Annotated in this window: 18 protein-coding genes and 1 rRNA gene; 8 read left to right on the top strand and 11 right to left on the bottom strand. The window is 57.9% G+C overall.

From position 1 onward, the window contains the following. Nucleotides 1-35: 35 nt before the first annotated feature. Both yihX and typA read right to left on the bottom strand, forming a co-directional pair. A complete protein-coding gene (gene yihX, locus ACJ8HN_RS23285; protein ID WP_033636494.1) occupies nt 36-626 on the bottom strand; it encodes a glucose-1-phosphatase in 591 nt (196 codons plus the stop codon). 166 nt (nt 627-792) lie between these two features. Continuing rightward, nucleotides 793-2,616 carry a ribosome-dependent GTPase TypA gene (typA, locus tag ACJ8HN_RS23280; protein ID WP_004931243.1) on the bottom strand — a complete coding sequence of 608 codons (1,824 nt, stop codon included), beginning with the start codon at nt 2,614-2,616 and terminating at the stop codon, nt 793-795. Nucleotides 2,617-2,985: 369 nt separating this feature from the next. Between typA and glnA the strand changes: the two genes are divergently transcribed. The 4 genes from glnA (at nt 2,986) to ACJ8HN_RS23260 (ending at nt 7,295) form a co-directional block, all read left to right on the top strand. Next, nucleotides 2,986-4,395, top strand: coding sequence for a glutamate--ammonia ligase (glnA, locus tag ACJ8HN_RS23275; RefSeq protein ID WP_004931244.1), 1,410 nt, complete (start codon nt 2,986-2,988; stop codon nt 4,393-4,395). Between the two features lie 193 nt (nt 4,396-4,588). Next, on the top strand, nt 4,589-5,638 hold the full coding sequence (glnL, locus tag ACJ8HN_RS23270) for a nitrogen regulation protein NR(II) (protein ID WP_004931246.1): 1,050 nt from the start codon (nt 4,589-4,591) through the stop codon (nt 5,636-5,638). Nucleotides 5,639-5,646: 8 nt separating this feature from the next. Continuing rightward, complete coding sequence (gene glnG, locus ACJ8HN_RS23265; RefSeq protein ID WP_015379452.1) at nt 5,647-7,059, top strand: nitrogen regulation protein NR(I); 1,413 nt, start codon at nt 5,647-5,649, stop codon at nt 7,057-7,059. A gap of 113 nt (nt 7,060-7,172) precedes the next feature. Further along, nucleotides 7,173-7,295 (top strand): YshB family small membrane protein, encoded by a 123-nt coding sequence (locus ACJ8HN_RS23260; protein WP_015379453.1) that lies wholly within the window; start codon nt 7,173-7,175, stop codon nt 7,293-7,295. Between the two features lie 34 nt (nt 7,296-7,329). On the opposite strand, the gene hemN is transcribed toward ACJ8HN_RS23260, so the two are convergent. From hemN to ACJ8HN_RS23245, 3 genes are all read right to left on the bottom strand, one after another. Then, a complete protein-coding gene (gene hemN, locus ACJ8HN_RS23255; protein WP_041037373.1) occupies nt 7,330-8,703 on the bottom strand; it encodes an oxygen-independent coproporphyrinogen III oxidase in 1,374 nt (457 codons plus the stop codon). Nucleotides 8,704-8,885: 182 nt separating this feature from the next. Beyond that, entirely contained in the window at nt 8,886-9,425 is a 540-nt protein-coding gene (gene yihI / locus ACJ8HN_RS23250; RefSeq protein ID WP_071883854.1) for a Der GTPase-activating protein YihI, read from the bottom strand. Nucleotides 9,426-9,450: 25 nt separating this feature from the next. Then, nucleotides 9,451-9,654 (bottom strand): hypothetical protein, encoded by a 204-nt coding sequence (locus ACJ8HN_RS23245; RefSeq protein WP_223182053.1) that lies wholly within the window; start codon nt 9,652-9,654, stop codon nt 9,451-9,453. 505 nt (nt 9,655-10,159) lie between these two features. On the opposite strand from ACJ8HN_RS23245, the gene yihA reads away from it, so the two are divergent. Continuing rightward, on the top strand, nt 10,160-10,804 hold the full coding sequence (gene yihA, locus ACJ8HN_RS23240) for a ribosome biogenesis GTP-binding protein YihA/YsxC (RefSeq protein ID WP_019452177.1): 645 nt from the start codon (nt 10,160-10,162) through the stop codon (nt 10,802-10,804). A gap of 278 nt (nt 10,805-11,082) precedes the next feature. Here yihA and ACJ8HN_RS23235 read toward each other — a convergent pair whose 3' ends face one another. Together ACJ8HN_RS23235 and polA are read right to left on the bottom strand one after the other, a co-directional pair. Further along, nucleotides 11,083-11,130: a spot 42 RNA, inhibition of DNA synthesis gene (locus tag ACJ8HN_RS23235; protein ID WP_071892919.1), complete on the bottom strand. Its 48-nt coding sequence runs from the start codon at nt 11,128-11,130 to the stop codon at nt 11,083-11,085. A gap of 191 nt (nt 11,131-11,321) precedes the next feature. Continuing rightward, nucleotides 11,322-14,123 (bottom strand): DNA polymerase I, encoded by a 2,802-nt coding sequence (gene polA, locus ACJ8HN_RS23230; protein WP_442524022.1) that lies wholly within the window; start codon nt 14,121-14,123, stop codon nt 11,322-11,324. A gap of 497 nt (nt 14,124-14,620) precedes the next feature. On the opposite strand from polA, the gene ACJ8HN_RS23225 reads away from it, so the two are divergent. After that, nucleotides 14,621-15,517: an acyltransferase gene (locus ACJ8HN_RS23225; RefSeq protein WP_033636498.1), complete on the top strand. Its 897-nt coding sequence runs from the start codon at nt 14,621-14,623 to the stop codon at nt 15,515-15,517. Between the two features lie 46 nt (nt 15,518-15,563). On the opposite strand, the gene dsbA is transcribed toward ACJ8HN_RS23225, so the two are convergent. The 3 genes from dsbA to ACJ8HN_RS23210 form a co-directional block, all read right to left on the bottom strand. Beyond that, nucleotides 15,564-16,187 carry a thiol:disulfide interchange protein DsbA gene (dsbA, locus tag ACJ8HN_RS23220; protein WP_004931264.1) on the bottom strand — a complete coding sequence of 208 codons (624 nt, stop codon included), beginning with the start codon at nt 16,185-16,187 and terminating at the stop codon, nt 15,564-15,566. Between the two features lie 29 nt (nt 16,188-16,216). Then, complete coding sequence (locus ACJ8HN_RS23215; protein WP_342186231.1) at nt 16,217-17,203, bottom strand: serine/threonine protein kinase; 987 nt, start codon at nt 17,201-17,203, stop codon at nt 16,217-16,219. A gap of 98 nt (nt 17,204-17,301) precedes the next feature. Continuing rightward, nucleotides 17,302-17,571 carry a YihD family protein gene (locus ACJ8HN_RS23210; protein WP_033638631.1) on the bottom strand — a complete coding sequence of 90 codons (270 nt, stop codon included), beginning with the start codon at nt 17,569-17,571 and terminating at the stop codon, nt 17,302-17,304. A gap of 148 nt (nt 17,572-17,719) precedes the next feature. Here ACJ8HN_RS23210 and mobA point away from each other — a divergent pair, with 148 nt between their 5' ends. Both mobA and mobB read left to right on the top strand, forming a co-directional pair. After that, nucleotides 17,720-18,310: a molybdenum cofactor guanylyltransferase MobA gene (gene mobA / locus ACJ8HN_RS23205; protein WP_442524019.1), complete on the top strand. Its 591-nt coding sequence runs from the start codon at nt 17,720-17,722 to the stop codon at nt 18,308-18,310. After that, on the top strand, nt 18,307-18,825 hold the full coding sequence (gene mobB, locus ACJ8HN_RS23200) for a molybdopterin-guanine dinucleotide biosynthesis protein MobB (protein ID WP_060437087.1): 519 nt from the start codon (nt 18,307-18,309) through the stop codon (nt 18,823-18,825). The genes mobA and mobB overlap by 4 nt, the downstream gene beginning before the upstream one ends. A 72-nt stretch (nt 18,826-18,897) precedes the next feature. Here mobB and rrf read toward each other — a convergent pair. Next, a 5S ribosomal RNA gene (rrf, locus tag ACJ8HN_RS23195) occupies nt 18,898-19,006 on the bottom strand; the annotation flags it as partial.

The raw sequence follows: 19,006 nt of genomic DNA, 5'->3' as shown, positions 1-19,006 counted from the left end.
CCGTTGATACGCCTTAAGCTTAACGCGCCCTGCGCTCATTGAGCAAAATAGGCCGGCACCACGTCGCGATCGGTGACGTGCACCGTCTTGATCCCCAACGCCTGCGCGGCGAGGACGTTCGCCGGGTGATCGTCGAAGAACACCGCGTCGGCGGCGGCGGTGTTTTCCGCGGCCAGCACATGCTGGTAGATCTCGGCCTCCGGCTTGCGCATGCCGAGATCTTGCGACAGATAGAGGTGATCGGCGGCGGCGGCCACTTCAGGATAGTGCTGCGGCCAGTAGTTGCAGTGCAGACGGTTGGTGTTCGACAGCACCACCACCCGGTGGCCCTCGTTGCGCAGGCGCTGCATGATGTCGATCACTTCCGGGCGCAGCGCGACGAATACCGCCTGCCAGCCGGTGGCGAACTGCTCGAAGCTGAGCGCGATGCCCATTTCATCGCACAGCTTGCCGGCGAAGTCTTCGTCGCTGATTTCACCGCGCTCATGCTGCTGGAACACCTCACCCATAGTGAAACGATCGGACAGCACCGCCAACGGCGTGCCGCTCAAATTGCTCCACACGCCCAGCACACGCTTGAAATCGATATCGACGATCACATTACCTAAATCAAAGATATACAGCATAGTCCTCTCCTGATGGGCCGGTGAGATTTCACTGTAGCGGGAAAAGGAACAGCTGAACAGGGAACGAACGGAAAAGCGCATAGCGCGCCGCACAAACGGGGAACAACAGAGGAAAAAACTCAGGGCGCGAGAACCGCGCCCTAAGCATGAGACACTCAATCAGCGATTAAGCGTCTTTAGGACCGCGGCTGGCGCGCTTACGATCGTTTTCCGTCAGGTGACGCTTACGGATACGGATCGAGGTTGGCGTCACTTCTACCAGTTCGTCGTCATCGATGAACTCCAGAGCTTGCTCCAGGGTCATTTTGATGGCCGGAACCAGGGTAGTCGCTTCGTCAGTACCGGAAGCACGCATGTTGGTCAGCTTCTTACCGGTCAGGCAGTTTACGGTCAGGTCGTTGGAACGCGAGTGAATACCGATGATCTGGCCTTCATACACTTCCGCACCGTGGCCCAGGAACAGCTTGCCGCGATCCTGCAGGCCGAACAGCGCGAACGCGACCGCTTTGCCCTGGCCGTTGGAGATCAGCACGCCGTTCTGACGCTGGCCCACTTCGCCCGGACGCACGTCGTCGTAGTGGCTGAAGGTGGAGTACAGCAGACCGGTGCCCGAAGTCATGGTCATGAATTCGTTACGGAAGCCGATCAGACCGCGGCTTGGGATCACGTAGTCGAGACGCACGCGGCCCTTACCGTCCGGATCCATGTTTTTCAGGTCGGCTTTACGCTCGCCCATCGCCTGCATCACGGAACCCTGATGCTGCTCTTCGATATCCAGCGTCACGTTCTCGAATGGCTCCTGCTTGCGGCCATCGATTTCGCGGAAGATAACTTTCGGACGGGAAACCGCCAGCTCGAAACCTTCGCGACGCATGTTTTCGATCAGCACCGACAGGTGCAGCTCGCCACGGCCGGAAACGCGGAAGGCGTCCGCATCGTCGGTTTCTTCAACGCGCAGCGCTACGTTGTGCACCAGCTCTTTGTTCAGACGGTCAAGGATCTGACGCGACGTCACGTACTTGCCTTCTTTACCGCAGAACGGCGAGGTGTTGACGTTGAAGAACATGGTGACGGTCGGTTCGTCGACGGACAGCGCCGGCAGCGCTTCTACGGCGTTGGTGTCGCAGATGGTGTCGGAGATGTTCAGCTCGCCCAGGCCGGTGATGGCGATGATGTCGCCCGCTTCCGCCAGGGTGCTGTCGATACGCTCCAGACCCAGGTGGCCCAGCACTTTGCCCACTTTACCGTTGCGAGTTTTACCTTCGCTGTCGATGATGGTGACCTGCTGGTTCGGCTTCACTTTACCGCGCTTGATGCGGCCGATGCCGATAACACCCAGGTAGTTGTTGTAGTCCAACTGGGAGATCTGCATCTGGAATGGCGCTTCCAGCTCAACCTGCGGCGCAGACACGTGGTCGACGATCGCCTGATACAGCGGGGTCATGTCTTCCGCCATGTCGGTGTGGTCGACGCCGGCGATGCCGTTCAGCGCAGAAGCGTAGATGATCGGGAAGTCGAGCTGCTCGTCGGTCGCGTCGAGGTTCACGAACAGGTCGAACACCTGATCCACAACCCAGTCAGGGCGCGCGCCAGGACGGTCAACCTTGTTGATGACCACGATCGGCTTCAGACCGTTGGCGAAGGCCTTCTTGGTCACGAAGCGGGTTTGCGGCATAGGGCCATCCATTGCATCCACAACCAGCAGCACCGAGTCAACCATCGACATCACGCGCTCTACCTCGCCGCCGAAGTCGGCGTGTCCCGGGGTATCCACGATGTTGATACGGTAACCGTTCCAATTAATGGCGGTGTTTTTTGCGAGGATGGTAATCCCACGCTCTTTCTCCAAATCGTTGGAGTCCATTACGCGTTCGGTGGCTTCCGCACGCTCTCCGAAAGTACCGGATTGTTGCAGCAGCTTATCAACCAGGGTGGTTTTACCATGGTCAACGTGGGCAATAATGGCGATGTTACGCAAATTTTCGATCACAGCTTTGCCTCGGGCATTAGAAATAGCGCGCTATTGTACACGTATTAAGCGAGGGACTAAACAAGATCACAACCATCTCTTATAAACAACCGCGTACCGGTCAGTTTGTGATCCCTTTCACGGTGCAAAAAGCCGCAATCGCTGCACTTTTGCACCATTTCGGTGCCTGCGCCCACCCTTATTGCACCATAACAGTGCAATTTATCGTTGATGGTGCATACTGTGGCTGGGTAAAACCCGCGCAGAAAGGCGATGAACGCCTTTTTAAAAAGTTGGCACGCTTTTCGCTTTAGTCTTTTCAAGGCGAAAAAAGCCAGTTCCACAGATTCGTTCCACGACGACGACAATGATAAACCGGGAGAGTTAAGTATGTCCGCTGAACACGTTTTGACGATGCTGAATGAGCATGAAGTGAAATTCGTAGACCTGCGTTTCACTGACACCAAGGGTAAGGAACAGCACGTGACTATCCCGGCTCACCAGGTAAACGCCGACTTCTTCGAAGAAGGCAAAATGTTTGACGGCTCCTCTATCGGTGGTTGGAAGGGCATCAACGAATCTGACATGGTGCTGATGCCGGACGCCAGCACGGCGGTTCTGGATCCGTTCTTCGAAGAACCTACCCTGATCATTCGCTGCGACATTCTCGAGCCGGGCACCATGCAAGGCTACGATCGCGACCCGCGCTCCATCTCCAAACGCGCCGAAGACTTCCTGCGCTCCTCCGGCATCGCGGATACCGTGCTGTTCGGGCCAGAGCCTGAGTTCTTCCTGTTCGACGACATCCGCTTCGGCAGCAGCATCCGCGGTTCCCACGTGGCCATCGACGACATCGAAGGCGCCTGGAACTCCGGTACAAAATACGACGGCGGCAACAAAGGCCACCGTCCGGCGGTGAAAGGCGGTTACTTCCCGGTTCCACCGGTCGACTCTTCGCAGGATCTGCGTTCCACCATGTGTCTGACCATGGAAGAGATGGGCCTGGTGGTTGAAGCGCACCACCACGAAGTGGCAACCGCCGGTCAGAACGAAGTGGCAACCCGCTTCAACACCATGACCAAGAAAGCCGACGAAATTCAGATCTACAAATACGTGGTGCACAACGTGGCGCACGCCTTCGGCAAAACCGCGACCTTCATGCCGAAGCCTATGTTCGGCGACAACGGTTCCGGCATGCACTGCCACATGTCGCTGTCCAAGAACGGCACCAACCTGTTCGCCGGCGACAAATACGGCGGCCTGTCTGAAACCGCGCTGTTCTACATCGGCGGCATCATCAAGCACGCCAAAGCGATCAACGCCCTGGCCAACCCGACCACCAACTCGTACAAGCGTCTGGTGCCAGGCTACGAAGCGCCGGTGATGCTGGCTTACTCCGCCCGTAACCGCTCCGCGTCCATCCGTATCCCGGTGGTCGCCAGCCCGAAAGCGCGCCGCATCGAAGCCCGCTTCCCGGATCCGGCGGCTAACCCATACCTGTGCTTCGCCGCGCTGCTGATGGCCGGCCTGGACGGCATCATCAACAAGATCCACCCTGGCGACGCCATGGACAAAAACCTGTACGACCTGCCGCCGGAAGAAGAAGCCGAGATCCCAAAAGTGGCCGGCTCGCTGGACGAAGCGATGGCCGCACTGAACGAAGACCGCGAGTTCCTGACCCGCGGCGGCGTGTTCACCGACGATGCGATCGATGCCTACATCGAACTGCGCAAAGAAGAGATGGACCGCATTCGCATGACGCCACACCCGGTTGAGTTCGAACTGTACTACAGCGTCTAAGCCCTACCCGCGCCGTCTGCGCAGGCGGGCGGCGCCCACATTTTTGTTATCGCTTTTTTGTTGCCGTGGAAACTTTCAGCCCATCTTCGGATGGGTTTTTTTCTCCACCGTATTTTCTGCAAAACTATTCCATACCGCGCCGATCCCGGATGGAGTAGGATAGATGCACTAAAAAGGTGCAGGAGTCTGCTGTATGGCAACTGGCAAGCTGCCCGATGCTGGGCAGATCCTCAATTCACTCATCAACAGCATCCTGCTGTTGGATGACTCTCTGGCGGTTCACTACGCCAACCCTGCGGCACAGCAATTGCTGGCGCAAAGCTCCCGCAAGCTGTTCGGCACGCCGCTGCCCGATTTGCTCGGTTATTTTTCGCTGAACGTCTCTTTGATGCGCGAAAGCCTGCGCGCCGGTCAGGGCTTCACCGACAACGAAGTGACCCTGGTGGTCGACGGCCGTGCGCATATCCTTTCCCTGACCGCTCAGGCGCTGCCGGAAGGCTATATTCTGGTCGAGCTGGCGCCGATGGACAATCAGCGCCGCCTGAGCCAGGAACAGCTGCAGCATGCCCAACAGGTGGCGGCCCGCGATCTGGTGCGCGGTTTGGCGCACGAGATTAAAAATCCGCTGGGCGGCCTGCGCGGCGCGGCACAGCTGCTGGCCAAAGCGCTGCCCGATCCGGCGCTGACCGAATACACCAAGGTGATCATCGAGCAGGCCGATCGGCTGCGCAATCTGGTGGATCGCCTGCTCGGCCCGCAGCGGCCCGGCCAGCACATCACCCAGAGCATCCATCAGGTCGCGGAGCGCGTCTGCCAGCTGGTGTCGCTGGAAATGCCGGATAACGTCACGCTGGTGCGCGATTACGATCCGAGCCTGCCGGAAATGGCCCACGACCCGGATCAGATAGAACAGGTGCTGCTGAACATTACCCGCAACGCGCTGCAGGCGCTGGGCGAAGCGGGCGGCACCATCACGCTGCGCACCCGCACCGCGTTTCAGATTACGCTGCACGGCACCCGCTACCGCCTGGCGGCGCGCATCGACGTCGAAGACGACGGCCCCGGCGTGCCGGCGCAGCTGCAGGACACGCTGTTCTACCCGATGGTCAGCGGCCGTGAAGGCGGCACCGGCCTGGGATTATCCATCGCCCGCAATCTTATCGATCAGCATTGCGGAAAAATTGAATTCAACAGTTGGCCAGGTCATACCGAATTCTCGGTCTACCTGCCCATTCGTCAGTGAGGTTTGCTATGCAACGAGGGATAGTCTGGATCGTCGATGACGATAGCTCCATCCGCTGGGTGCTTGAGCGCGCGCTCACCGGCGCGGGCCTGAGCTGCGCCACCTTCGAAGGCGGCAATGACGTGCTGGAAGCCTTGGCCACGCAAACCCCCGACGTGCTGCTGTCCGATATCCGCATGCCGGGCATAGACGGCCTGGCGCTGCTCAAGCAGATCAAACAGCGCCACCCGATGCTGCCGGTGATCATCATGACCGCGCATTCGGATTTGGACGCCGCCGTCAGCGCCTATCAGCAAGGGGCCTTCGACTACCTGCCGAAGCCGTTCGATATCGACGAAGCGGTGGCGCTGGTCGAGCGCGCCATCAGCCATTATCAGGAGCAGCAGCAGCCGGTGCGCAGCCAGCCGGCCAGCGATCCGGCGGCGGACATCATCGGCGAGGCGCCGGCGATGCAGGACGTGTTTCGCATCATCGGCCGGCTGTCGCGTTCGTCGATCAGCGTGTTGATCAACGGTGAATCCGGCACCGGCAAGGAGCTGGTGGCGCATGCGCTGCACCGCCACAGCCCGCGCGCCAAGTCGCCGTTCATCGCCCTGAACATGGCCGCCATCCCCAAGGATCTGATCGAGTCCGAGCTGTTCGGCCACGAGAAAGGCGCCTTCACCGGCGCGAACCAAATTCGTCAGGGCCGTTTTGAACAGGCCGACGGCGGCACGCTGTTCCTCGACGAGATCGGCGATATGCCGCTCGACGTGCAAACGCGCCTGCTGCGGGTGCTGGCGGACGGCCAGTTCTACCGGGTCGGCGGCTATGCGCCGGTGAAGGTCGACGTGCGCATCATCGCCGCCACGCACCAGAATCTGGAGCTGCGGGTGCAGGAAGGCAAGTTCCGCGAGGATCTGTTCCACCGCCTGAACGTGATCCGCGTACACCTGCCGCCGCTGCGCGAGCGCCGTGAAGATATCCCGCGGCTGGCGCGCCACTTCCTGCAGATCGCCGCCAAAGAGTTAGGCGTCGAGGCCAAGAACCTGCACCCGGAAACCGAAACCGCGCTGACCCGCCTGCCCTGGCCGGGCAACGTGCGCCAGCTGGAGAACACCTGCCGCTGGCTGACGGTGATGGCCGCCGGGCAGGAAGTGCTGATCCAGGATCTACCGGGTGAGCTGTTCGAAACCGCCGCGCCGGAAAGCCCCAGCCACAGTCTGCCGGACAGCTGGGCCACGCTGCTGGCGCAGTGGGCCGATCGCGCGCTGCGTTCCGGTCATCAAAACCTGCTGTCGGAAGCGCAGCCGGAGATGGAGCGCACGCTGCTCACCACCGCGCTGCGCCACACCCAGGGGCACAAACAGGAAGCCGCGCGCCTGCTGGGCTGGGGGCGCAATACCCTGACCCGCAAGCTCAAAGAGCTGGGTATGGAATAGGAACGGGGATGGATGATGAAAAACGCCGTCCGGCGCACAAAAAAACGCCAACCGCAGGCTTTACAGCCGGTGCGGGCGCAGTATGATCGTGTCGCACACTCTGGAGGTTGACGATGCTGGACTCATTCATCGTATTCATTTCTCAGGGCGCGGAGCTGGGCTCCGCCGCCAGCCACACCCCGCAGGCGGCGGTTGCCGCGGTGTTGTGCGCCGCGCTGATTAACTTCTTCAGTTAAAAAAACAGCCGCATCAGCGGCTGTTTTTTCATCCTCAGATCACCCGTGAGAACTGCTGGCTGCGCGCCTGTTGCCGCAGATAGCGGTCGAAACACATGCAGATATTGCGGATCAGCAAGCGCCCGCGCGGCGTGACGCGAATGCCCTGCTCGTCGCGCTCCACAAGCCCATCGCGTTCAAACGGCGCCAGCAGCTGCAGGTCTTCGGCGAAGTAAGCGGTGAAATCGATGCCGTATTGCCGTTCGAGCGGCTGATACGCCAACCGGAAATTGCAGATCAGGGTTTTGATCAGATCGCGCCGCAGGCAATCGTCGTCCGTCAGCGCCAGCCCGCGCCACAGGGCGTTGCCCTGCGCCGGTACGCTCTCATAGTAATGCTTCAGCTCTTTCTGGTTCTGCGCATAGCTGTCGCCGAGCATGCTGATGGCCGACACGCCCAGCCCCAGCAGATCGCTGTCGCCCTGGGTAGTATAGCCCTGGAAATTGCGGTGCAGCTTGCCTTCGCATTGGGCGATTGCCAGCTCGTCGTCCGGGCGCGCAAAGTGATCCATGCCGATGAACTGATAGCCGGCGCCGGTCAGGAAAGCGATGCTCTGCTGCAGAATATCCAGCTTCTGCTGGGCGCTGGGCAGATCGGCGTCTTTGATTTTGCGCTGGGCGGCGAACAAGTTCGGCATATGCGCGTAGTTGAACACGCTGAGGCGATCGGGATTCAATTCAGCCACCCGCTGCAGCGTGAAAGCGAAGCTTTCCGGCGTCTGTTTCGGCAGGCCGTAGATCAGATCGATATTGGTCGAGCGGAAGCCCAGCGCTTTGGCCCGCTCAATCAGGGCGAAGATAAAGGCTTCGTCCTGCTCGCGGTTGACCAACTGCTGCACCTGTTTGTTGAAATCCTGCACCCCCATGCTCAGACGGTTAAAGCCTTCGGCGCGTAAATGATCGAGCACATCCAGCTCTATCTCGCGCGGATCGACCTCGATCGACATCTCCGCATCGGGCAGGAAATCAAAGTGTTCGCGCAGCAACGCCACCAGCCGGCTGATTTGCGTTTTATCCAGGTAGGTCGGCGTACCGCCGCCCCAGTGCATCTGGCCGACCTTACGGCCGGCGAACAGCGGCGCACGGCTGGCGATCTCTTGCGCCAAAACGTTCAGGTACTCGTCGGCCTTGTGGGTCTGGCGCGTCACCAGCTTGTTGCAGCCGCAGAAGTAACACAGCTTATGACAGAAAGGGATATGCACATACAGCGACAGCGGCCGCTCAGGGTAACGCGCAGCGGCGCGTTGAAACGCCGCTTCGTCGTAGCGCTGGTTAAACTCCAGCGCCGTGGGGTATGAAGTATAACGCGGCCCTGAGTAGTTATATTTTTGGATCAGGGCCAAATCCCAGACAATCGTCTGCTCTGACATGCTCACTCCTTCCGATATCTTTTTCTACCGGGCCTGGAGAGAGGCGGTTGTCTGCGCTGTCTGGCCACGGAAGCGCTGCGAAAACGCGCTTTGCGCTTAGACAGCCGCCATAGTTTACCGAATAACCACAGCAGATAACACATCAAGAGTAGGGCTATTGCCGAGATTAGCCACATAGCGCGTTAAAAAGCGTCTTTCGGGTTGCCGCCTTTCAGCAGCTTCAGAATATCTTCCTGCTTCTCTTCTTCTTCGTCGTCGTCTTCACCCAGTTCGATGCCCAACACGTCCATCAGCACATCGATGCGATCCAACGTTTTGTCGACATAGGTCTGCTCTTCCGCGTTCAGCGTTTCGCCATCGTCGATGCGATCCAGCAGCGCGTTCAGGCGTTCGTCATTTTCCAGCTTCGCCAGCTCTTCTTCCGGCGACAGGCGCGGTTTCGCTTCGGCCTTTGGCTTCGGCTGCGGTTTGGCCTTTACTTTGGTTTCGTCGACCACCAGCGCTACCGGCACTTTACTGCCGATACGCGGATCTTTGGCTTCCGCCGCCGATTTGTTCTTCTGGCTGCCGGACTCGACCTGGGTGCGCGAACCGGAAGCGTGGCCGCGGCGCTTTTTCAGGCGTTTGCGCTCGCGCGCTTCCTGATCGAGCTCCATACGGCTTTTCTTTTTCGTTTTTGACTTCGCCGCGCTGCCGCGAGGTGCTTTTGATGGCTGGTTCATAGCGTGTGCTCTTAGGTATGTAGATTCAGTATAGAATTGCGGCGGAATCTAGCAGAAAGCGGACAAAGAAAAAAGGCGGCAGGTTAAACCTGCCGCCTATTTCGCACCTTCTTGCGAAGGGTATTCCTGTTACGCGCTCCTTGCGCACATGCAACATCCCGGTTTTTCCTTCTGCTATAACCGCATTCCCTGCCACTACGTCCTTCATCCTGAAAGAAAAATCGTCCATGGCGCAATCCATTCGCATCCGCTCTTCCCGAGCGAGCTTCCTGCCGGCATCCAAACTGCCAATACTTCACCATCCGATGTGCCTGCCGCCTGTTCCGGTGCGAAAGGGTCACTTCCTGTTGCGTTCATCCTGGCACTCATTGCACGCCCTGTGCATTCCCTGAGATTTGTCATCCTTCCCGGATGTTCCTTAATCCTGCGCAACCCTGCGTTAACGACTACTTTACGTTATTGTTGCCAAGGCTCAAGGCACCTGACGCCGATTTGGACGACATTTCCCTACAACGAAAAAACAACATATTGTTTTTAAAATAAAAACAGAAACATCACTTTCGAATAAAGCGACATTACCCGCGATTCGAATGGCAAATGTCTCACAACGTACGCGCGGCATAACCGTCGTTTTATCGCGTCCCGCCGCTTAAAAACCGAGAAACACGCCATTTTTACCGCTGATGCAGTTATAATCGCCAACCAGTTAGCCATCCTCACGGAGACGAAAAATTTTGACCAGCAAGAACTACAACTATCATGTGACCCATTTCGTCACCAGCGCACCCGATATTCGCCATCTGCCGGGGGATGCAGGAATTGAAGTCGCCTTTGCCGGCCGTTCCAACGCCGGGAAATCCAGCGCGCTGAATACGCTGACCAACCAAAAAAGCCTGGCGCGCACCAGTAAGACGCCGGGGCGCACCCAGCTGATCAACCTGTTCGAAGTGGAAGACGGCATCCGCCTGGTCGACCTGCCGGGTTACGGCTACGCCGAAGTGCCGGAAGAGATGAAGCGCAAATGGCAGCGCGCGCTGGGCGAATACCTGCAGATGCGCAACAGCCTGAAAGGCCTGGTGGTGCTGATGGATATTCGCCATCCGCTGAAAGATCTCGACCAGCAGATGATCCAGTGGGCGGTCGACGTCGGCACGCCGGTGCTGGTGCTGCTGACCAAGGCCGACAAGCTGGCCTCCGGCGCACGCAAGGCGCAGCTCAATATGGTGCGTGAAGCGGTGCTGCCGTTTATGGGGGATATCCAGGTTGAAGCCTTCTCGTCGCTGAAGAAGATCGGCGTCGACAAGCTGCGCCAGAAGCTGGACACCTGGTTTAACGAGATCCCACCGGAAGTGCTGCCGGAAGACGAAGCCGGCGAATAAGCCCAGGCCGAACGCCAGAGCCGATGCCTCGCCGCATCGGCTTTTTTATACCCGCAGTTCAGCCGCAGGCGGGATTTTTTGTTATCTAATTACAGTTCTGAAATAAAGCCATCATAAAAACTTATCGCCAGGGCTGGCTTATCTCGCCGGATTACGCGAGTCGAGAGGGGGGAAGCAGGAACGAAAAGCGGAGCGGAGCGATAGGAAAAACGTATGGTTTGCTGCTGTTTTTACAATAAAAAACGCCCCAGTCAATACTGACTGGGGCGGCTAAATATTCAGCCAAATCCGATTACGTGAAGTAAAAGGTCTGAAAGATAGAACATCTTACCTCTGTACCCTACGCCTGTAACTCTACCTTATTTTTTCGCAGGGCAAAAGAATTTTTTGTAGTTTACTTACACAATTTGCGGCGCAAGAACGGCGAAGTTGGGGAAACTATCGCCGCATCTTGTAGCTTAATTACGAAAAGTGCTTAGGTTATCGCCAGTTAGCGCATCCGGCGATAACCCGGTAATCAGTGCGCCTCATCCCAGTTCATGCCGACGCCCACGTCGACCTTCAGCGGCACCGCCAGGGTCATGCTGCCTTCCATCAATTGACGGATGCGTTGGCTGGCTTCTTCGATCACCGACTCATGCACCTCAAATACCAATTCATCGTGCACCTGCATGATCGCGCGCACCAACGGCTTCTCCTGCCCTTGCAGCCAGGCGTCGACCTCGATCATCGCACGCTTGATGATATCGGCCGCGGTGCCCTGCATCGGGGCGTTGATGGCGGCGCGCTCGGCCGCCTTGCGGCGCATGGCGTTGCTGGAGCGGACGTCCGGCAGGTACAGGCGGCGCCCGTCCAGCGTGCTGACATAACCCTGTTCGGAAGCCTGTTGACGGGTGCGCTCCATGTAGTCCAGCACGCCCGGGTAACGCTCGAAGTACAGATCCATATAGCGCTGGGCTTCCCCACGCGGGATCCCCAACTGGCGCGCCAGGCCGAAGGCGCTCATGCCGTAAATCAGGCCAAAGTTAATCGCCTTGGCGCTACGGCGCTGTTCGCCGGTCACTTTATCCAACGGCACACCGAAGACTTCCGACGCCGTGGCGCGGTGAATGTCTTTCCCTTCGGCGAAGGCCTTCAGCAGCCCTTCATCCTGTGACAGATGCGCCATGATGCGCAGCTCGATCTGCGAGTAGTCGGCCGCGACGATGCGGTAGCCTTCCGGCACGATGAAAGCCTGGCGGATGCGCCGCCCTTCTTCGTTGCGCACCGGGATGTTCTGCAGGTTCGGATCGCTCGAGGAGAGACGGCCGGTCGCAGTCACCGCCTGATGGTACGAGGTGTGTACCCGGCCGCTGACCGGGTTGATCATCAGCGGCAGCTTGTCGGTATAGGTGGTCTTCAGCTTCGCCAGGCCGCGGTATTCCAGGATCACCTTCGGCAGCGGGTAATCCAGCGCCAGCTCGGCCAGCACTTCTTCGTTGGTGGACGGCGCACCGCCCGGGGTTTTCTTCAGCACCGGCAACTTTTGTTTCTCGTACAAGATAGCCTGCAGCTGCTTGGTCGACGCCAGGTTGAACGGCTCTTCCGCCAGCTCGTGGGCCTGCGCCTCCAGCTCAGCCAGACGCTTGGCCAGCTCCTGGGAGTGGGCCGACAAAATGGCCGGATCGATCAGCACCCCGGTGCGTTCGATATGCGACAGCACCGGCAGCAGCGGCATTTCAATCTCGTTGAACACCGTCAGCAGCTCTGCGCTCTGTTTCAACTGCGGCCACATCGCCAGGTGCAACTGCAGCGTGACATCGGCGTCTTCGGCGGCGTAAGGCGCCGCCTGCTCCAGCGCGATCTGATTGAACGTCAGCTGGTTTTTGCCCTTGCCGGCGATCTCTTCGAAGGTGATGGTTTTATGGCTCAGATAACGATCGGCCAGGCTGTCCATATCGTGACGGCCGCCGACGCTGTCCAGCACATAGGACTCCAGCATGGTGTCGTAGGCGATGCCGCGCATCTCAATGCCGTAGCGCGCCAGCAGGCTCATGTCGAACTTCAGGTTTTGCCCGACCTTCAGCGCCTTATCGTCCTCCAGCAGCGGCTTGAGCGCTTCCAGCACGTAGGCGCGGTCCAGCTGTGGCGGTGCGTCCAGATAATCGTGCGCCACCGGCAAATAAGCCGCCTCGCCCGGCGCGATCGCGAAGGACAGGCCGATCAGGTTGGCGGTCAGGGTATCCAGACCGTCGGTTTCGGTATCGAAGGCAAACACGTCGGCCTTTTTCAGCCGCGCCAGCCAGTCGGTAAAGGTCGCTTCATCCAGAATGGTGACATAACCGTCCTGGGACAGCTTGGCCTCCGCCAGCGCCTTCGGCGCTTCCGCGGCGGCGGCGGCCGGTTTGGCGCCGCCGGCAGCTTTCGCTCCCGCGCCTTTCTTGTTTTCCAGCCATACGCCGGCTTCCACGTCCGCCAGCCAGCGTTTGAATTCATACTGTTTGAACAGCTGCTGCAGCGTATCGACATCCGGTGCAGAGACCGTCAGATCCGCGCAGGTCAGATCCAGCTCAACGTCGGTTTTGATCGTCGCCAGCTTATAGGAGAGGTACGCGACCTCTTTGTTCTGCTCCAGCTTGGCCGCCATGGTTTTGGCGCCGCGGAAGCTCAGCGTGGCGATATTCTCCAGATTACCGTACAGCGCATCCAGCCCGCCGATACCCTGCAGCAACGCCTGAGCGGTTTTCTCACCCACGCCCGGCACGCCGGGAATGTTGTCCGATGAATCGCCCATCAGCGCCAGGAAGTCGATGATCAGCTCCGGCGGAATACCGTACTTGTCGCACACTTCCTGCGGGCCGAGGATGGTGTTGTTCATGGTGTTGATCAGGGTGACGTTCGGCGTCACCAGCTGCGCCATGTCTTTGTCGCCGGTGCTGATCAGCACCGCGTGGCCAGCTTTTTCGGCCTCCAGCGCCAGCGTACCGATGACGTCGTCCGCCTCAACGCCGGGCGTCACCAGCAGTGGCAGGCCCATCGCCTTGACCATGTTATGCAGCGGCTCGATCTGCGCACGCAGATCGTCCGGCATCGGTGGCCGGTGCGATTTGTATTCGGCGAAGAGATCATCGCGGAAGGTCTTCCCTTTGGCATCAAACACCACGGCAACGTGGCTCGGTTGATACTGCAGCAGCAGGCTGCGCAGCATATTCAGCACGCCGTACATCGCGCCGGTCGGCTCGCCCGCCGAGTTGGTCAGCGGCGGGAAGGCGTGATAAGCGCGGTAGAGGTAGGAGGAACCGTCAACCAGGATTAGTGGGTTTTCTGCAATCTGGGCCATAGCGTTTCTTTATCGTGATCGGACATAGGGGTAAGCATGCCATAGCTGGCCGCCGGAGACGAACCTTAGCGTGCATTGCGGACGAAAATGATGAGATTGTGCGCGAGGATCCGCAAGATCTTACCTGTGGATAACTTTGTGCATAGAAAAGAGACCGAATTATAACGTTGTGATTATCGTTATAACGGCGAATAAAATTCCTATTTAAATCACCGCGTTAAAAGAACGAATTCCGGCGACGCTTTATTACTGGCTTTTATTGGATTTGTGGATATAACTTTCGCCGGATTTTAATCGCACTATTAATCAAATTCGGCGCCTCAATTACCTTAGCACAAGCTGGACAAGTTGCACAAAAACTCGGCAAATGGTTATCCGGCGAGGCCAAAAACAGTGATTTTTAGCGGCGCTTTACCCCGACATTCTCTGTTAAAATAGGCTTTTGTTCATGCGCTTCGGCATGCAACGATGTTCCCAACAACCGTCAGCCCATAACCATGCCAAGATTGTTAACGCCTGTTATCTTTATCATTTCCGTCATACTCACCATTCTGGTGACGGTGTTGTGTTCTATCCCCATCACGCTGGCCGGCATCGTGAAACTCCTGGTGCCCATTCCCGCCGTCTGGCGATATATCTCTGCTTTCGCCGATTTCATGATGTGGTGTTGGTGTCAGGGGCTGGCGCTGTTATTGCGCATTAACGGGCAATTGCGTTGGGATATTGAAGGGCTGGAAGGGCTGGATCGCAAAAACTGGTATCTGCTGATCAGCAACCACGAAAGCTGGTCAGACATTGTCGTGTTGTGCGTGCTGTTCAGAAATCATATTCCAATGAATAAGTATTTCCTCAAGCAACAGCTCGCCTGGGTGCCTTTTGTCGGCCTGGCCTGCTGGGCGCTGGATATGCCATTCATGAAGCGTTACTCCCGCGCCTATTTGCTCAAGCATCCGGAGAAGCGCGGCAAGGATATCGAAACCACGCGCCGTTCCTGCGAAAAATTCCGTCAACGTCCAACCACCATCGTCAATTTCGTCGAAGGTTCGCGCTTCACCGAAGCCAAGAAAATTAAAAGCAATTCGCCGTATCGCAATTTGCTGGCGCCCAAAGCCGCCGGCATCGCGTTTACCCTTAGCGCGCTGGGCAATCAGTTCGACAAAGTGCTGAACGTCACCCTGCTCTATCCAGAAAATAACCAACGGCCTTTTCTGGATATGCTGTGCGGTCGTTTGACGCGCATCGTGGTAAGAATAGAGACGCTACCGATCGATGAAACCCTGCACGGGGACTATTTCAACGACAAGCAGTTCAAGCGGCGTTTCCAACTGTGGCTGAATACGCTGTGGCAGGAAAAAGACCGGCTGCTGGATAAATTGAAGCGGCAATACGGATAAAAAAACGCCGGCAACGAACGCCGGCTTTTTTCATGTTGAATCTGGCTTATTTCTGCTGGCTGAGGAATTTAACCACGTCGGCGAACTGCTTCACGTAAGCGTCCATCGAGCTGGTGTCCAGGCCATCGTTTTTAACCATGTATTTGCCGTTCACGAATACCGCCGGCACACCGCGCAGCTGCAGATCTTCCGCGGCTTTCTCCTGTTGAACCACCAGAGATTTCACCACGAAGCTGTTCCATGCCGCGTCATAATCTGCGGCGGTCACGCCCGCTTTCACGAAGACGTTACGGATATCGTCCGGCGTTTGCACGGTCTGGGTTTTCTGCACCGCTTCAAACATCAACGGGCTTACCTTGTCTTCCACGCCCAGCGCCATCGCCACCGCCCATGCCTGAGTCAGCTGTTTGCCCAGCGGCCCCAGGAACTCAACGTGGTACTTGGTCATTTTGGTGCCGGCAGGCAGCGCCTTCTTCACGTTCTCGGACACGTGATAGACCTGCTCGAACTGGTAGCAGTGCGGGCAGTAGAAGGAGAAGAACTCCAGCACCTGAGGCTCACCGGTCACCGGCTTGTCCAGGGTCACGTACTGAGCGCCATCGCTAAACTGTGCCGCCGAGGCACTGAAGGCCATCACCATGCCAACGAGCGCCAACCATATTTTTTTCATAAGACTAAACTCTCCATTGTGTTAAAGCTTCAATACATTGGCGTCAGCTGCAGAGGGGGCTCCTGCAACAGCTTAACCTGTTCGGTGAAGGCCGCAGTCTGAGACAACCAGAAATCAGACTCCGCCATCCACGGAAAACTCTTAGGGAAGGCCGGATCCTGCCAACGGCGGGCGACCCAGGCCAGGTAATACACCATGCGCATCGCGCGCAGCGGCTCAATCAACGCCAGCTCGCGTTGGTCGAACTCGGCAAATTCGCCGTACGCTTCCAGCAAGACGTCCAGCTGCATCAATTGATCGCGCCGCTCACCGTGCAGCAGCATCCACAAATCCTGCACCGCCGGGCCGTTACGCGCGTCATCAAGATCGACGAACAGCGGGCCGTCGCGCCACAGAATATTGCCGGGATGGCAATCACCGTGCAAACGGCGCGGCTGCCAGTCCAGATGCCAGTGCGCCTTGATCGCCGCAATCAGGTTGTCCGTTGCCAGCAGGAACGCGTCACACTGTGCTGCCGGCAACAGCCCGCAATCGGCCAACACCTGACGCGGGGCGGTGAGATACTCTTCAACCCCCATCGTCGGCCGTTCGGCGAACAAACGCTCGCCGCCGACCTGATGGATACGGCCCAGGAAACGACCCACCCATTCCAACTGATCCAGGTTGTCTATCTCATATTGGCGCCCGCCCACGCTGGGAAACAGGGTAAAGAAGAATCCACCGTGCGTATGCAGCGTAGCGCCTTGCAGCGCCAGCGGCGCCACCGCCGGAATTTCCGCGCTGGCCAGATCCAGAGCGAACTGATGTTCCTCACCGATTTGTGCGGCGCTCCAGCGCTCCGGGCGGTAAAACTTCACTACGTAGCGCCGGCGATCTTCGTCTATAAACTGATAGACGCGGTTCTCATAGCTGTTCAGCGCCGTCAGGCCGGAATCGACGCGCAGGCCAACCCCTTCTAGCGCGTCCATAATCAAATCGGGCGACAGGGTGTCGAAATTAAAAGCAGAGTTATTCATAACGTTCGTTTGATCGCTGACAGCACGGTGCCGGGAATGAGAAATAGTAGCATTAATGGCGCATTTGACGCGCTATGCTTTCTCGCACCGCGCGAGGATCAGTCCTTGATAACGCCGCGAGCGCGCAACAGCGCCGTTTTAAAATCTTCTTCGTAATCTTTCTTCAGGCCCGGGATCTGATCCGTGCCGGCGCTGCCGCGCATTTTCAGATGGTAAATAAGAATGTCGTCGCTCAGTTCGGACAACTCGCCCTGGAAGCCCGCTTCCTGCGCCAGCTTTTGCAAAAACTGCATCAAATTGAGATCGGGATCTTCCTGCCAGGCCGGGTGCAACAGCTCGATCAACTCGTTTACGCGATGCGTTTTCATCTCAATATCGTCCAATAGCATGAATAAACTCACAAAGTAACAGGCTTACCCACGCAGTGAAAGAACCGGCTTGTCAATAAAGGTAAATCCTGATGTCGCACCGGCTTTAGCGCTACAATCAGCGCATCGACAAGGCGGGATAAACGAGATGCATAAAGAAATCAGCGGCGTCATTTTGGCCGGCGGACGGGCCACGCGTATGGGCGGTGAAGACAAAGGCCTGGTGTCGATTGCCGGTATCGCACTCTATCAACACGTATTGGCTCGGTTACGGCCGCAAGTGGCTTCCGTCGCCATCAGCGCCAATCGCAATCAGGCACGTTACCAGGCGAGCGGTTTGCCGGTGATTGGCGATCTGACGCCCGATTTCGCCGGGCCGTTGGCCGGGATGCTCGCCGGGCTCAAACAGGCCCCCAGCGAGTGGGTGGCCTTCGTCCCTTGTGACGTCCCCGACTTTCCCGCCGACTTAGTCGCGCAGCTATGGCGGCAAAAAGGCGCGGCGCCAGCAGCCTTTGCCAGCGATGGTGAACGAGATCACCCTACGCTGGCATTATTGCATACCCAAATAGCGCCGCAGCTGGCCGACTATCTGGCGCGCGGTGAACGCAAGCTGATGCTGTTCTTGCATCAGATTAACGCACAACGCGTGGTGTTCAGCGGGCAGCAAACGGCATTTCATAACCTGAATACGCCGGAAGACTGCCTGCACTGGCAGCAAGAACGAGAGCTAAAAACATGAATCGTTCATTGCCCCCTTTGCTGGCCATCGGCGCCTACAGCGGGACGGGGAAAACCACCCTGCTCAAGCAATTGATCCCAATGCTGAAACAGCGCCAGGTGCGGGTTGGGCTGATAAAGCATACGCATCACGACATGGATGTGGATACGCCGGGTAAAGACAGCTATGAGCTGCGCAAAGCGGGTGCCGACCAAACGCTGGTCGCCAGCGATCGCCGTTGGGCATTGATGACCGAAACGCCGGAGCAACAACCTTTGGATCTACGCTACCTGGCAGGGCGTTTTGACGCCGATAAGGTCGATTTGATTCTAGTGGAAGGGTTCAAACATGAGCCGGTCAGCAAGATCCTGCTTTATAGGGCCGAGATCGGCAGACCGCTGGAAGACATGCTGGATCAGTTTGTCGTGGCGGTAGTCAGCGACCGGCCGCTATCCATCGCAGCTAAGCAGTTGGATCTCAATCAACCGGAAAGCATCGCCGACTTTATTGTCGAGTGGTTGAAAGGCGCAGCGTAGCTGCGCTTTTTTGCGTTTTACGCATAGCAAAAAGCCCTGAACGTCAGTTCAGGGCTTTCGGCTTTATTTGATGCCTGGCAGTGTCCTACTCTCGCATGGGGAGACCCCACACTACCATCGGCGCTACGGCGTTTCACTTCTGAGTTCGGCATGGGGTCAGGTGGGACCACCGCGCTATTGC

Origin of the sequence: Serratia sp. CY29653 (assembly GCF_052169255.1) — a bacterium.
In the GTDB taxonomy this organism is placed as follows: domain Bacteria; phylum Pseudomonadota; class Gammaproteobacteria; order Enterobacterales; family Enterobacteriaceae; genus Serratia; species Serratia sarumanii.
Note: the sequence above shows the minus strand (reverse complement) of the source record. Positions and strands in the feature narration are given on the sequence as shown.